Here is a 14424-nt window from a genome sequence, read left to right as displayed (position 1 = left end):
AAGAGGTACGATATCAAAGGGACAAATATCCTAGGTGCTGACATAAAATCTCTACAAATCCGACAATAATCGGTCACAATTTCAGCCTTATTTTAGGTATATTGATCTTTTTTTTTAGGCTGAATCGTTGTAAAGTAATGATATTGAATCATTTCTATGACAGCCGCTGTCCCCCAGGGTGTACAGGCTGATATTTCAATAGTTTTGACGAATTTGTGAAACATTGAGCAAATATATCATTTTTTGTGAAATACCGAGCAATGATTTCGCCATGTTTGTGAAATGTTGAGCAATTTACCAGATTGGAGGAAAAACATCATGAGTGAGTTGGTATTAGCCCGCATTCAATTTGCATCTACAACATTGTTTCACTTCTTGTTTGTGCCTTTGTCTATCGGGCTTGTGTTTATGGTTGCTTTGATGGAGACGCTTTATGTTGTCAAAAAACAAGAGACCTATCTCAAAATGGCTAAATTTTGGGGGCATCTCTTTTTAATTAACTTCGCTGTCGGCGTTGTCACAGGGATTCTTCAGGAATTCCAGTTCGGATTGAACTGGTCTGATTATTCCCGTTTTGTCGGAGACGTATTTGGAGCTCCGCTTGCGGTTGAAGCGCTTTTGGCGTTTTTTATGGAGTCTATTTTTATCGGATTATGGATTTTCGGCTGGGACCGTTTATCTAAAAAAGTGCATTTGCTTTGCATTTGGCTTGTGTCCTTCGGAACGATTATGTCATCTTTCTGGATTTTGACGGCAAACTCATTCATGCAGGAGCCGGTCGGCTTTGCGATTAAAAACGGCCGCGCGGAAATGAATGATTTCGGGGCGCTTCTGACAAACCCTCAGCTTTGGGTTGAATTCCCTCACGTCATTTTCGGAGCGCTTGCGACGGGTGCTTTCTTTATCGCCGGTGTCAGCGCATTTAAATTATTGAAGAAAAAAGAAGTGCCTTTCTTCCATAAATCTTTCAAGCTTTCGATGATTGTCGGTCTGATCGCCGGTATCGGCGTTGCGTTCAGCGGACATATGCAGGCCGAGCATTTAATGGAATCGCAGCCGATGAAAATGGCTGCCAGTGAAGCGCTTTGGGATGACAGCGGTGATCCTGCCGCGTGGACGGCTTTTGCGAATATTGATACGAATAAAGAAAAAAACACATCAGAAATTTCAATTCCTTACGCACTCAGCTACTTGGCTTACCAGAAGTTCAGCGGCAGTGTGAAAGGGATGAAAACACTTCAAAAAGAATACGAAAAAACGTACGGAAAAGGCGACTATATCCCGCCTGTTAAAACGACGTTCTGGAGTTTCCGCATTATGGCGGGAGCGGGCGCGCTTATGATTTTTGCCGCGATTGCCGGTTTTATTCTGAACCGCCGCAAAAAGCTTCATACGAGCAAGTGGTATTTACGGGGCATGATCGCACTGATCGCATTCCCATTCATTGCGAACTCTGCCGGTTGGATTATGACTGAAATCGGCCGCCAGCCGTGGACGGTCATGGGGCAATTGACGACCGCACAATCCGTTTCTCCTAACGTAACGACGGGATCTCTGCTGTTTTCAATTATCAGCTTCGGCGTCATGTACTTGATTTTAGGCGCGCTGCTTGTTTTCCTATTCGTTCGTGAAATTAAAAAAGGTGCGGACCATGATGATCATAAGGATGTTCCTGTATCAACGGATCCGTTCAGTCAGGAGGTCTACCATGGGGTCACTTCATGATCTTTGGTTTATACTCGTTTCAGTTTTGTTTGTCGGATTTTTCTTTTTAGAGGGTTTTGATTTCGGTGTCGGCATTTCGACCCGATTTCTTGGCCATAATGAATTAGAACGCAGAGTGCTGGTTAACACCATCGGCCCGTTCTGGGATGCGAATGAGGTGTGGCTTATCACAGGTACGGGAGCGATCTTCGCGGCATTCCCGAACTGGTATGCGACGATGCTGAGCGGATATTACATTCCGTTTATCATCATTCTTCTTGCCTTGATGGGGCGCGGCGTGGCATTTGAATTCCGCGGCCAAGTGAATAATCTGAAATGGGTCAAAACATGGGACTGGGTGATTTTCTTCGGCAGCCTTATCCCGCCATTTGTATTCGGACTTATTTTCACAAGCTTGTTCCGCGGTGTGCCGATTGACGGACATATGAACATTCACGCAGGTTTTTCAGATATTGTGAACGTGTATTCCGTTCTTGGCGGAGCAGCCGTCACCCTTCTTTCATTCCTGCATGGTTTAATGTTTATCACCCTGCGCACGATCGGTGATTTACAAGAGCGTGCGAGAAAAATGGCAAAACGCGTAATCGGTGTTATCTTTCTTGTTGTACTTGCTTTCTTTGCGATGTCTGCATACGATACGGATATGTTTACACGCCGGGCAAACATCACGATTCCGGTATTCGTGCTGATTGTCATCTGCAACGTTCTTGCCGTTGTGTTCATGAGCAAGAAAAAAGACGGCTGGGCATTCGGTATGACCGGCGCGGGTCTTGCTTTGACAGTTGCAATGATTTTTATCTCTCTGTTCCCGCGCGTCATGGTCAGCTCGCTGACAAGCGCGTATGACTTAACAGTAGCTAACGCGTCTTCCGGTGATTATTCACTTAAGGTCATGACAATTGTCGCACTGACTCTGCTGCCGTTTGTCATCGGCAGTCAGATCTGGAGCTATTATGTCTTCCGGAAACGCGTCAGCCATAAGGAGCCTATGACTTATTAATGGGAAAAGACCTGTTTCTTTATAAAGGAATGAAGCGGATTCTTGCGATCATTACGGGATTAACGATTATACAAACGGCCGCCATCATCTTGCAGGCGGAATGGCTGAGCCAGGCGGTAACCGGATTATTTAACGGGAAGCAGATTGCTTCTCTTTATCCGGTTATCGGCTTTTTCCTGCTTGCGTTTTTGGTCCGGCATGCGGTGACAACGGTCCGGCAGAAAATCGTGTACCAATATGCCGCGCAAACCGGCGCAGACTTAAGAAAAAGATTTCTTGAGCAATTGTTCCGTCTCGGCCCCCGCTTTGCGAAAAAAGAGGGGACAGGCCGGATGGTGACGCTGGCGATGGAAGGCATCAGCCAGTTCCGTCGTTATTTAGAGCTGTTTCTGCCGAAAATGGTCAGCATGGCGATTGTGCCGGCAGCCGTTGTCATTTACGTGTTTTTTCAGGATAAAACATCGGCTTTGATTTTGATTCTGGCGCTTCCGATTTTGATTATATTTATGATTCTGCTCGGGCTTGTCGCGCAGAAAAAAGCCGATCGCCAATGGAAGTCCTATCAGACGCTTTCCAATCATTTCGTGGATTCGCTCCGCGGACTGGAGACATTGCGGTTTTTAGGATTAAGCAAATCACACAGTAAAAATATCTTTCATGTCAGTGAGAGATACCGTAAGGCGACGATGAGCACGCTCCGGGTCGCGTTTTTATCATCATTCGCCCTTGATTTCTTTACGATGCTGTCGGTGGCGACAGTGGCGGTGTTTCTCGGCTTGCGGCTGATAGACGGACAAATTCTGCTCGGGCCGGCATTGACCGCGCTGATTCTCGCGCCTGAATATTTTCTCCCGGTCCGCGAAGTGGGGAATGATTACCACGCGACGTTAAACGGGCAGGAGGCGGGGAAAACCATTCAAGCGATTTTGGCGCAGCCCGGTTTTAAAGAAGAAAAGCCGCTCGAACTTGATACGTGGACTGACGGGGATGAATTACAGCTTACGCGTTTGTCCGTCCGAGAATCGATGTCTGAATTTCATCTGTCCTTTAAAGGGAAGAAGAAAATCGGAATTATCGGGGAAAGCGGTGCGGGAAAATCGACACTCATTGATGTGCTAGGCGGCTTTTTAGAGCCCGTGTCCGGTGAGATCAAGGTGAACGGTGAATCCCGCTCGCATCTGCAGTCGGACGGCTGGCAGAAGCAGCTGCTTTATATTCCGCAGCACCCGTACATTTTTGATGACACGCTTTTGAATAATATCCGGTTTTATCATCCTGATGCTTCCCGTGAGGAAACGGCGCAGGCCGCTGCTTCGGCGGGTCTTTCCGAACTGATCCGTGATCTGCCCGGCGGTCTTGACGGCCGGATCGGCGAGGGCGGACGGGTGCTCAGCGGAGGACAGGCTCAGCGTGTCGCGCTGGCCAGAGCCTTTTTAGGAAACCGGCCGATTCTCCTTTTGGATGAGCCGACCGCTCACCTTGATATTGAAACAGAATATGAAATAAAAGAAACGATGAAAGACCTGTTTGAAAATAAGCTTGTTTTTCTGGCCACTCATCGTCTTCACTGGATGCTTGAGATGGACGAAATTATCGTGCTTGATGACGGCGCGGTGGCGGAAATCGGCACCCACGACGAATTGATGGCGAAACAAGGCGTATACGCCAAACTTGTAAAGGCGCAACTGGGGGAAAGAACATGAGAAAAGAAGAATGGATTCTGCCGTATATAAAGCAAAATGCCCGTTTGTTTGTTCTTGTGATTTTTTTAGGCACGGTGACGATTTTTTCGGCGGCCTTTCTCATGTTCACTTCCGGTTTTTTGATCTCTAAGTCGGCGACTAGGCCTGAGAATATCCTGCTGGTGTACGTTCCGATTGTGGCCGTGCGCACCTTCGGGATTGCCCGTTCAGTCTCACGGTACGCCGAGCGTCTGACGGGGCACCATATCATTTTGAAAATCGTGTCCGACATGAGGGTGCGGCTTTACAATATGCTGGAGCCGGCCTCGCTCATGCTTTCATCCCGTTTTCGGACGGGCGACATGCTCGGCATTTTGGCTGAGGATATTGAGCATTTGCAGGATGCGTTTTTAAAAACGATTTTCCCGGCGGTTTCCGCTTTGCTGCTGTATGCGGCATCCGTTATCGGACTCGGCTTTTTTTCCTGGCCGTTTGCCGCTTTTGCGGCGATTTATCTGTTTATATTGGTTGTATTGTTTCCGGTTGTGTCGCTTCTTGTGACGAGAGCGAAAAACATGAGGCTGAAAAGCGGCCGGAATACGCTCTACAGCCGGCTGACAGATGCCGTGCTCGGCGTGAGCGACTGGATGTTCTCGGGACGCCAGGCGGCCTTTATTTCCTCTTATGAAGAGAAAGAGAAGGCGTGGTTTGACCTTGAAAGCAAACGTCAGCGGTTTACGAGATGGCGTGATCTCGCCGCGCAATGCCTCGTCGGCGGTTTCATATTAATCATGCTGTTCTGGACGGCGGGTCAGTATGCGGACGGCAGCATCGCCAACACGATGATCGCGGCCTTTGTGCTTGTCGTATTTCCATTGACGGAGGCGTTTCTGCCCCTTTCGGATGCGCTGACGGAAGTGCCTTCTTATCAGGATTCCATCAAAAGAATGAGTAAGGCGGCTCCGGAGCTGCGAAGTGGTGAGGTGAAGCAGACGGATGAGAAACTGGATGTATCGGATGTGACACTTACATTTGATAACGTGACGTTTTCTTATGATCAGCACAGTCATGTGCTTGACCGTTTTTCCTTCACTCTCCGCCAAGGTGAAAAAATGGCGCTGCTCGGCAGGAGCGGCTCCGGTAAGTCGACCTCTCTCGCTTTAATTGAAGGCGCCTTAGTTCCCGATTCGGGCAAAGTGATGCTGAACGGGCTGGAAACTGCGGCCGTGCAGGAGCAGATTTCCTCAGCGGTGGCCGTTTTGAATCAGAAACCTCATCTCTTTAACACGAGCATTATGAACAATATCCGGCTCGGAAACGGCAAGGCGAGTGATGAAGATGTTAAGCGGGCGGCGCGGCAAGTGAAGCTGCATGATTATATTGAATCATTGCCTGACGGATATGAAACGTCTGTGCAGGAAACGGGGATTCGTTTCTCAGGCGGGGAACGGCAGCGGATCGCGCTTGCCCGTATTCTGCTCCAAGACACGCCGGTCATTATCCTTGATGAACCGACGGTCGGCCTTGATGCGGTCACTGAACGCGAATTGCTTGATACGATTTTTGATGTCTTTAAAGAGAAAACGATCCTCTGGATTACACACCATTTAGCGGGTGTGGAAACAGCTGATAAAATCGTCTTTTTAGAAAATGGAAAAGCAGAAATGGAAGGAACCCATCAAGAGCTGCTTGCAGAAAACGAACGGTACCGGAAGCTTTACCGTCTTGATGTTCCGATCAGAACATAAACAGCCGCAAACGAGCGGCTGTTTTTTTGTGCGGTTTAAAATCTCTTCTTGTTTGGAATATAAATAGGAGACAGAAGAGGAGGTACAGAGATGAATATAATGGATTGGACGGAACAGGATGTGAAAGATACGCTGCCGAAACGGGAGGCAGACAGCCATAAAGGAACGTTCGGGACGGCGTTATTGCTGGCCGGGAGCGATGACATGCCGGGAGCCGCCCTTCTGGCCGGATTGGGCGCGATGAGAAGCGGTGTCGGCAAGCTCGTCATCGGTACATCGGCAGGCGTCATTCCGCTTATCGTCCCGGTGCTGCCGGAAGCGACGTACTGGCGGGACGGCTGGAAAAAAGCCGCGGCGGGCCAGTCCGGGGAAACCGTCCGGGCCGCTGCCATCGGGCCGGGCCTTCCTCAAACAGACGAAGTGCAGCAGGCGGCTGATCAGCTGCTTTCTGCCGATTATCCCGTCATACTGGACGCGGGCGCCATTACGAAAAGAACCTATCCAAAGAGGAAAGCCCCTGTGATCTTGACGCCTCATCCCGGCGAATTTTCCAGAATGACAGGCCTTCCGATTCAAGAGATTCAGCAGAACAGAGCGGGATATGCCGCGGAATGGGCGGAGCGGCTTCACGCCACGATTGTCCTGAAAGGAAACGAAACCATTATCGCTTTTCCCGACGGGGAATGCCGCAGAAATACAACCGGAAACGGCGCGCTTGCAAAAGGGGGGACCGGCGACACGCTGACGGGAATGATTCTCGGCATGCTGTGCTGTCATCAAGACCCGAAACATGCCGTATTGAACGCCGTCCGCCTTCACGGCGAATGTGCGGAATTATGGACGAAAGAGCGCTCCGCCCATACCTTATTGGCGCACGAACTTTCTGAACTGCTGCCGCGTGTATGGAAGGAATATGAATAAAGAAAAGGCGTCTTCATAGGGAAGGCGCCTCTTGTTGTTTTACCCTTGATTTCATCAGGACATAATACAGCAACGACGGAACGGCCAGGCCGATGACCCAGGCAATGTCGCCTCCGCCGAATATTTCAGCGAGCGGTCCGATGTAAAAGGATGTATTGATGAACGGGATTTCTAATATAATCGACAAAACGAAGGCGGCCGCTGTAATCCAATTGACCCTGCCATATTGTCCGTTGACGTCAAACATCGATTTGACGTGGTATTTTCCGCGTCGGATAAAATAGTAATCCACGAGGTTGATCGCCGTCCATGGAATTAAGAAATAACTGATGAAAAAGATGAAATTTAAAAACAGTTCCATGAAATTGCTTTGGCCCAAGAGGCTTAATACAGTACCCGCTGCCGTCACACAAAGGATCATTACCACTCTCGTATTCGGCGTCACCTTCAGTTTTAAAAACGGCTCCAAAGTAGTCGTCGTTGACATAAAGGCTCCGTATAAATTAAAGACGTTGATCGCCATTTGCCCGAACAGGACAATGATCAGCATAATAAAGGAAAACGGACCGAATAATCGGACAATCTCATTTCCCGCATTAGCGGTAAATTCCGGGAGCGCCGTCGTCAAAATGGCGCCGAGAAGCATCATCCAGATGGAACTGACTGACGTACCTGCGTAGCTGTACCAAAAGGTATGCGATGCCGGTGTTTTGACCGGCAGATAACGGGAATAATCTGCGACATATGGCGCATATGCCAGCTGCCATGTGGCCACCGCGCTGACCGCCACCAGAAAAACAGGCAGATCTAATGAGCCGGGCACCCAGCTTCCTGAAGGAATCGGCAGTTGAAAAATAAGAATCGTTGCAGCAAAAAAAACGGCAAAGGAGGTCCAAGAGAGGATTTTCTGCATTTTGTGAATCAGATCATGACCGTAGATCGTGAGTAAAAAACAGATGGCGCTTAAGCCGATAATACACCATGAAGCCGGAATCGGTACAAAGCTGCTCAGTGTACCGGCTGCGAGAATTGTACTGCTCGCAAAGAAGCCCAGGTAGATAAACATGACCAAAAAGAGGGGCAGAATCGCTCCGATCACGCCGAATTGCGCGCGGCTTTGAATCATTTGCGGAATTCCGAGCTGAGGTCCTTGTGCGGAATGAGACGCCATAAAGATTGCGCCGATAAAGGTCCCGATAATAATGGCGGCGATACTCCAAAAGAGATCGAGTCCCATTGTAACGGGCAGTGTGCCTGTGACTAACGTCGTAATATGCATATTAGCCCCGAACCAGACGGGGAATAAATCTTTAGCCTTTCCGTGTCTTTCGTCATGCGGAATATGTTCAATCGTTCGCCTTTCTACTTTCAATAGATAATCTCCTCCGTATGTTCTTCTTTAACATAAAGACATAGCTTAACAGATTGACCTGCCGTTTACAAATTCCAGCATGCAGGAAAACATTGTAAAGCCTCGCTGACAAGCCGTTCAAAAGTTTTTTTGAAAAACGGTACAAACACTGCCGCCAAAACGATTTGCCAGAGTTTAAAAGGCATGGATATGCTTACGGACTAATATGTATTAAGAAGAAATGTGTCAATCTTTTGACGAATGGAGCCATTATTCGTTAAGCTGAAAGAATAGTTTACTTTGTGTAAATTTCATTAATGAAAAGGGGATTGATGATATGTGTACAAGTCTTACATTGAAAACGACAGACGGTAATCACCTATTGGCGCGAACGATGGATTTTGCATTTCAGCTCGGTACGGACGTCGTGCTTTACCCTCGTCAGTACAGCTGGAAAAGCGAAGCTGACGGCAGGATGCATAAGACGAAATACGCATTTATCGGCATGGGGAGAAATCTCGGCAATGTTCTGTTTGCCGATGGCGTAAATGAAAAAGGGCTGTCGTGTGCGACGCTGTATTTTCCGGGCTTTGCGGGATACGAGAAAGCGGAACGGGAGGGCACCTGTCACATCGCTCCTCATGAGTTTGTCACCTGGGCCTTATCAAACTGTGAATCTCTTGAAGACATAAAGGAAAAGCTCTCAATGCTGACGATTGTAGAGAAGAAGTTAATGTTATTGGATACGGTGCTGCCTCTTCATTGGATTTTATCAGACCGCACGGGCGGCTGCATTGTCATCGAGCCGACACCGGAGGGAATGAAAGTATATGACAACCAACCCGGAGTGATGACCAACAGTCCGGAATTTCCTTGGCATGTGACCAATCTGCGCCATTATATCGGAATCAGGCCGCAGCAGTCAGAAAGCAAAACATTGGGCGGAATGACATTAACCGCTTTCGGCCAAGGATCTGGAACGATCGGGCTTCCCGGTGATTACACGCCGCCATCCCGATTCATCAGAGCCGCTTATCTGAAAGAGCATTTAGAGCCTGCCGCTCATGAAACGGATGGCGTTACGGCCGCTTTTCACGTGCTGTCCAATGTGAATATTCCAAAAGGCGCGGTGATCACAGAGGAGAATGAAATTGATTATACGCAGTATACGTCGGTCATGTGCTGTGACACCGGGAACTACTACTTTCATCTGTACGACAACCGGCAGATTCACAAAGTAAGTTTATTCCATGAAGATCTTGACCGTCCGGAGCCGAAAGTATTTGCGGCCGCGGCGGAGCAGAATATACAGGAGCTGAATTAGCTCAAAAAAAACAGGACGCGATTGTCCTGTTTTTTTATTTAATACGGATCAGACGGATGGCTTTCCTGTTCAGCCTGTTTTGCGGCTTGTGCCGTATCTGTAGTGCCGATCGGCCCGCCGCTGTTGCTTTCGGAGGCTTTTTTCAGCCCTTCCGCAACACGTTTTCCGTAGTCCGGATCTGCTTTTGTGAAATTCTCAATCATTTGATCCTGAATGTCTTTCCGGCAGGAAGAAAGCGTATTGACCAAGTTTGTGATCAATTCGTTCCGTTCAAATTCCGAAAATCTGCGGTACGTTTCACCGGCTTGGCCGAAATTATTCGACCGGTCGATCGCTTCCCGCTTCACATCGCCTTCGACATGAGGTGTATGGTCTTTCCCATCCTGCTTTGCTTCGTTGAGTCCTCCCATAATGGACGGCTCATAGTTGACGTGCGGGTTTTGTCCTTCTGCCCGATCGACCCGATACTGCATTTGCCCGCCTTCCTGGTTGGTGGCGACATGCTTTTTCGGCGAGTTGATCGGAAGCTGCAGGTAATTTGCGCCGACCCGGTACCGCTGGGTATCTGAATAGGCGAATGTCCGCCCCTGAAGTAATTTGTCATCTGAAAAATCAAGGCCGTCCACAAGCACGCCCGTTCCGAATGAGGCCTGTTCCACCTCGGCATGGTAGTTTTCCGGGTTTTTGTTCAGAACCAATTTACCGATCGGCTTCCAAGGGAAATCGTTTTTATACCACAGCTTGGTCGGATCAAGCGGATCAAAATCCAGCTCGGGGTGTTCGTCATCAGTCATGATTTGCGCATACACTTCCCATTCAGGGTAATCGCCTTTTTCAATCGCTTCATACAAATCCTGTGTCGCATGGTTAAAGTTTTTCCCCTGAATCTCTTCCGCTTCCTTCTGTGTCAGGTTGCGGATGCCTTGTTTCGGTTCAAAGTGATATTTAACGAGCACGGCTTTACCTTCTTCATTGACCCATTTGTAGGCATGGACGCCTGAGCCCTGCATCTGTCGGTAGTTGGCCGGGATGCCCCAAGGCGAAAACAAGAAAGTGATCATATGAGTCGCTTCCGGTGATTGGGAAATGAAGTCGAAAATACGCTCGCCGTTCTGAATGTTCGTAACAGGATCAGGCTGAAATGCGTGCACAAGATCCGGGAACTTCAGCGGATCACGGATAAAAAAGATTTTCAGGTTGTTGCCGACCAGATCCCAGTTGCCGTCTTCGGTATAAAGCTTAACGGCAAAACCCCGGGGATCACGCAATGTTTCCGGGGAATGCTTTCCGTGGTTGACGGTAGAAAACCGTACAAACGCCGGAGTTTTCATTCCTTTCTTTTGAAACACTTTCGCTCTTGTGTATGTAGAAATCTCCTCGTCTCCAAAACTTCCGTACGCCTCAAAGTATCCGTGTGCCCCGGCGCCGCGCGCGTGAACGACGCGCTCGGGAATCCGTTCGCGGTCAAAGTGGCTGATTTTCTCCAAAAAATCATAATTCTCCAATGTCGTCGGTCCTCTATTGCCGACTGTCCTGACATTCTGGTTGTCAGTGACCGGATGGCCCTGCCGGTTTGTCAGCGTGTCTTCTGACTCGCCTTTACCGGTCGTTTTACTGGAAAGCGTTTCTTCGCTGTTTTTGTTATTTTCCATTGTTGAACCCTCCTTTTTGAACGGTAACAATATGCCCAGCAGAGCCGTTTCTTAAAACCGATTTTTAAAAGAAGCAGTTATTCCGCAATCGGCGTCAAGGACCCGCCGTTCCATATTTCGCCCTTGTTCAGCGTCCAGCTGTTTTGATAAAGGCTTTGCGCGCCTTGATTGGCCGCCGGACTTAATTGTTCATCCCATGTCAAAAAGTACGTTGTCTCGGGATACTTTTGCCTGATCGCATTGATAAAAGCAGCATAATCAAAGCTTCCGATATTGCCGGACGGACCGGTTTCGGCAAAGGCAAACGGTTTTTTCAGAGACAGCATTTCATCATAGCCTGATATCGCATACGGATCAGTGAAGTAAGCGTCCAGACCGGTAATATCCACATAAGATGAGCCTGGGTAGAAGTCTGTTTTAAAGTCTCTGTTGGCATCCGGCGAATACACCCACAAAAGGTTATCCAATCCTCTTGTCTCTGTCATATAGCGGTATATCTTCTTGTAAAGCTCTTTGTACAGTGAGATTCTTTCATTGTCTTTTTGGTTGTAGCCTGTCAGCCCCCACCAGAACCACTCGCCGTTCATTTCATGCAGCGGTCTGAACAGAACGGTGACGCCTTGATTTTTCAGCTGAGTAAGGCCGTCGGCGATTTTGCTGAGCAGCGCCTCAAGGCGTTTTCCTTCAACAGTTGAAGGGTCCAGGATGTTTTTGTACTGGCTGTTTGAGATGGCCGTTTTATAGTTTCCGGATGGAAAAGCCGGATTTGCGAGATGCAGGCTGACCTGAGGGAGGCCGCCGCTTTTCCAGTATGAGATTAAGCTGCTGTTGCAGCTGTAATCGATAGAATCGGTGATATCCGCTGTTTCAAGCCATCCTCTCCCATAGTCACAGCCGTAGATGGCGGGAGACTGTCCCGTCGCGTTTTTCAAGCGGTTTTCCTCTGTCATTGAAAAAGTGACATCGCTGTACCCGCCGAACGCCCCGGACATGACCCTGTTTTCTGAACGGTTGGGCAGGTGCGCCAGCCAGTTCATGATATCTTTTGTCGTCTGCTGGGCATTTGGATTGACGGGATAAACGGTGTGAGCCGATATCGGACTGGCGGCTCCTAAGAGTAATAAAACGATAGACAGGCAGACTGCTAACTTTTTGAGCATATAAAAGACCTCCTGATTTTTAGGGTGATGAAGGATGTGAAACGATAACCTCACAATCTCCTTCTATAACAAAATCTCCGGAATCCGCCGGCACGATAAAGTGATCGCCTTTGTGAACGGGGCATCCATCCAGTTCTCCGCGTCCTTTAATGACGCTTGCGAGTAAATACCGGCCGGGGGCGGGGAATGATGCTTTCCCGCTCACATTCCATTGATAAACTGAAAAGAACGGTGTCTCTGCGAGTATTGTAATGAGAGCATCTCCGATCCGATGCTTTGTGCTTTTTACTTTTTCATCGGTATGCGGAATCTCTGTTACGTCAATTGCTTTCTGAAGATGAAGCTCGCGTTTATTCCCGTTCCCATCCGTCCGGTCATAGTCGTAAAGCCGGTAGGTGGCATCAGAGCTTTGCTGGATTTCAAGAACGAGCGTACCTTCACATAAAGCGTGCAGTGTGCCGCTCGGGACATAGAAAAAGTCGCCGGGTTTAATGGGGATGCGGCGGAGCAGGTGATCCCACTCGTTTCGTTCAATGAGCCGAACGAAGTCTTCTCTTGTTTGGGCGCGATGCCCTAAAATGAGCTCCGCGTCTTTTTTGCAGTCCAATATGTACCAGCATTCCGTTTTTCCGAGTTCTCCGTTTTCATGCCGATGTGCATATGCGTCATCCGGATGCACCTGTACGGATAAGTCCATATTTGCGTCAAGAATTTTTGTGAGCAGGGGAAAAGCGTCTTCTTTCGGCTGTCCGAACAGTTCAGGGTGTTCATTCCAGAGACGGTGTAATGATGTTCCGGAAAAAGGCCCGTTCCGCACGATGGATGTGCCGTGCGGATGAGCTGAAATCGCCCAGCACTCTCCCGTCCGCTCAGAAGGAATCTCATACCCGAATGTATCGCGCAGCTTCGTCCCGCCCCATAATCTTTCTTTAAAAACCGGTTCCAAAAATAAGAGCTTCGTCATTTTCCCGCCTCCCGGTTTGCCGCTTCTAAGGCCTGCTCCGCCAATACGAGCGAACCGGCCGCGCCGGAGTGAATCCCTAATTGAGGGGGAACGATGTATTTTTCAATATCGGGCAGATCAATATATTGATTCAGCTGCTTTTTCACGTGCTGACGGATAGAAGAGAACAGCTGATGCTGCTTCATGACGCCCCCGCCGAGAATGATCTTTTCCGGCGAAAGTATGAGAATATACTGCACAAGCGCTTCGGCAATATAATAGCCCTCAAGCTCCCACACTTCCTGCTGATCCGTCAGCAGAAATGCTTTTTTCCCCCAGCGTTTCTCAATGGCGGGGCCTGCCGCGAGGCCTTCCAGACAATCTGTATGGTAAGGACAATTGCCTTTGTAGCCGTCGTCCGGATGTCTTCTGACATAAATGTGGCCCATTTCAGGGTGAGACAGCCCTTGAACAAATCTGCCGTTCATGATGGCGCCCGCGCCGATGCCTGTGCCGACCGTCAAATAGAGGCAGCTGTCCGCGTTTTTGGCCGCGCCGAAAGAAGCTTCTCCAAGCGCCGCCGCATTAACGTCGGTGGTGAAGCCTGCGGGAATATCCAGAGCGCTTTTGATCGTGTGAAGAATAGGGCAGTTCCGCCAGGCTGTCTTCGGCGTCGCGGTGATGCACCCGTATGTTTGACTGTCTGGACGGATATCAATCGGTCCGAACGACCCGATGCCGATGGCGTCTATCGGGAAATCTTTAAAGTAACGGATCACCTCTCTGAGTGTGTCATCCGGTTCTCCCGTCGGAAACTCTGCTCTGTCCAGAATGGTGCCGTCTCTTTGTCCGGCGGCACAGACAAATTTCGTGCCGCCGGCTTCAATACCTCCAAGCATGGCCGTCCCTCCTCATCTG

11 protein-coding genes are annotated in these 14424 nt (G+C 49.1%); 6 read left to right on the top strand and 5 right to left on the bottom strand.

Features of this window, described 5'->3' with window-relative positions; genetic code table 11:
• Window positions 1–318: 318 nt before the first annotated feature.
• The 5 genes from MY7_RS16865 (at window position 319) to MY7_RS16845 (ending at window position 7076) form a co-directional block, all read left to right on the top strand.
• A complete protein-coding gene (locus tag MY7_RS16865; protein ID WP_007614697.1) occupies window positions 319–1725 on the top strand; it encodes a cytochrome ubiquinol oxidase subunit I in 1407 nt (468 codons plus the stop codon).
• On the top strand, window positions 1709–2725 hold the full coding sequence (gene cydB / locus MY7_RS16860; RefSeq protein WP_007614694.1) for a cytochrome d ubiquinol oxidase subunit II: 1017 nt from the start codon (window positions 1709–1711) through the stop codon (window positions 2723–2725). Before MY7_RS16865 ends, cydB begins: the two co-directional genes overlap by 17 nt.
• Window positions 2725–4428, top strand: a complete 1704-nt coding sequence (gene cydD, locus MY7_RS16855; RefSeq protein ID WP_007614692.1) for a thiol reductant ABC exporter subunit CydD — start codon at window positions 2725–2727, stop codon at window positions 4426–4428. The genes cydB and cydD overlap by 1 nt, the downstream gene beginning before the upstream one ends.
• Complete coding sequence (cydC, locus tag MY7_RS16850; protein WP_007614690.1) at window positions 4425–6155, top strand: thiol reductant ABC exporter subunit CydC; 1731 nt, start codon at window positions 4425–4427, stop codon at window positions 6153–6155. Before cydD ends, cydC begins: the two co-directional genes overlap by 4 nt.
• Window positions 6156–6245: 90 nt before the next feature.
• Window positions 6246–7076 carry an NAD(P)H-hydrate dehydratase gene (locus MY7_RS16845; RefSeq protein WP_007614689.1) on the top strand — a complete coding sequence of 277 codons (831 nt, stop codon included), beginning with the start codon at window positions 6246–6248 and terminating at the stop codon, window positions 7074–7076.
• Window positions 7077–7089: 13 nt separating this feature from the next.
• Here the strand turns inward: MY7_RS16845 and MY7_RS16840 are convergent, their stop codons facing one another.
• Entirely contained in the window at window positions 7090–8448 is a 1359-nt protein-coding gene (locus MY7_RS16840; RefSeq protein WP_007614687.1) for a purine-cytosine permease family protein, read from the bottom strand.
• 316 nt (window positions 8449–8764) lie between these two features.
• Here MY7_RS16840 and MY7_RS16835 point away from each other — a divergent pair, with 316 nt between their 5' ends.
• On the top strand, window positions 8765–9751 hold the full coding sequence (locus tag MY7_RS16835) for a choloylglycine hydrolase family protein (RefSeq protein WP_007614685.1): 987 nt from the start codon (window positions 8765–8767) through the stop codon (window positions 9749–9751).
• A 38-nt stretch (window positions 9752–9789) separates the two neighbouring features.
• Here the strand turns inward: MY7_RS16835 and katX are convergent, their stop codons facing one another.
• The 4 genes from katX to MY7_RS16815 form a co-directional block, all read right to left on the bottom strand.
• Window positions 9790–11403, bottom strand: coding sequence for a catalase KatX (katX, locus tag MY7_RS16830; protein ID WP_007614684.1), 1614 nt, complete (start codon window positions 11401–11403; stop codon window positions 9790–9792).
• A gap of 77 nt (window positions 11404–11480) precedes the next feature.
• Complete coding sequence (locus MY7_RS16825; RefSeq protein ID WP_007614682.1) at window positions 11481–12563, bottom strand: glycosyl hydrolase; 1083 nt, start codon at window positions 12561–12563, stop codon at window positions 11481–11483.
• Window positions 12564–12582: 19 nt separating this feature from the next.
• Entirely contained in the window at window positions 12583–13527 is a 945-nt protein-coding gene (gene manA / locus MY7_RS16820; RefSeq protein ID WP_007614679.1) for a mannose-6-phosphate isomerase, class I, read from the bottom strand.
• Window positions 13524–14405, bottom strand: a complete 882-nt coding sequence (locus MY7_RS16815; protein WP_007614678.1) for an ROK family protein — start codon at window positions 14403–14405, stop codon at window positions 13524–13526. Before MY7_RS16815 ends, manA begins: the two co-directional genes overlap by 4 nt.
• Between the last annotated feature and the right edge of the window lie 19 nt (window positions 14406–14424).

This window comes from Bacillus sp. 5B6 (genome assembly GCF_000259405.1).
In the GTDB taxonomy this organism is placed as follows: Bacteria; Bacillota; Bacilli; order Bacillales; family Bacillaceae; genus Bacillus; species Bacillus velezensis.
Note: the sequence above shows the minus strand (reverse complement) of the source record. Positions and strands in the feature narration are given on the sequence as shown.

Excerpts from the sequence above, each read along its gene's own strand:
- MY7_RS16865 (WP_007614697.1), top strand. The coding sequence starts at position 319 with ATGAGTGAGTTGGTATTAGCCCGCATTCAATTTGCATCTACAACATTG.
- cydB (WP_007614694.1), top strand. The coding sequence starts at position 1,709 with ATGGGGTCACTTCATGATCTTTGGTTTATACTCGTTTCAGTTTTGTTT.
- cydD (WP_007614692.1), top strand. The coding sequence starts at position 2,725 with ATGGGAAAAGACCTGTTTCTTTATAAAGGAATGAAGCGGATTCTTGCG.
- cydC (WP_007614690.1), top strand. The coding sequence starts at position 4,425 with ATGAGAAAAGAAGAATGGATTCTGCCGTATATAAAGCAAAATGCCCGT.
- MY7_RS16845 (WP_007614689.1), top strand. The coding sequence starts at position 6,246 with ATGAATATAATGGATTGGACGGAACAGGATGTGAAAGATACGCTGCCG.
- MY7_RS16835 (WP_007614685.1), top strand. The coding sequence starts at position 8,765 with ATGTGTACAAGTCTTACATTGAAAACGACAGACGGTAATCACCTATTG.
- katX (WP_007614684.1), bottom strand. The coding sequence starts at position 11,403 with ATGGAAAATAACAAAAACAGCGAAGAAACGCTTTCCAGTAAAACGACC.
- MY7_RS16825 (WP_007614682.1), bottom strand. The coding sequence starts at position 12,563 with ATGCTCAAAAAGTTAGCAGTCTGCCTGTCTATCGTTTTATTACTCTTA.
- manA (WP_007614679.1), bottom strand. The coding sequence starts at position 13,527 with ATGACGAAGCTCTTATTTTTGGAACCGGTTTTTAAAGAAAGATTATGG.
- MY7_RS16815 (WP_007614678.1), bottom strand. The coding sequence starts at position 14,405 with ATGCTTGGAGGTATTGAAGCCGGCGGCACGAAATTTGTCTGTGCCGCC.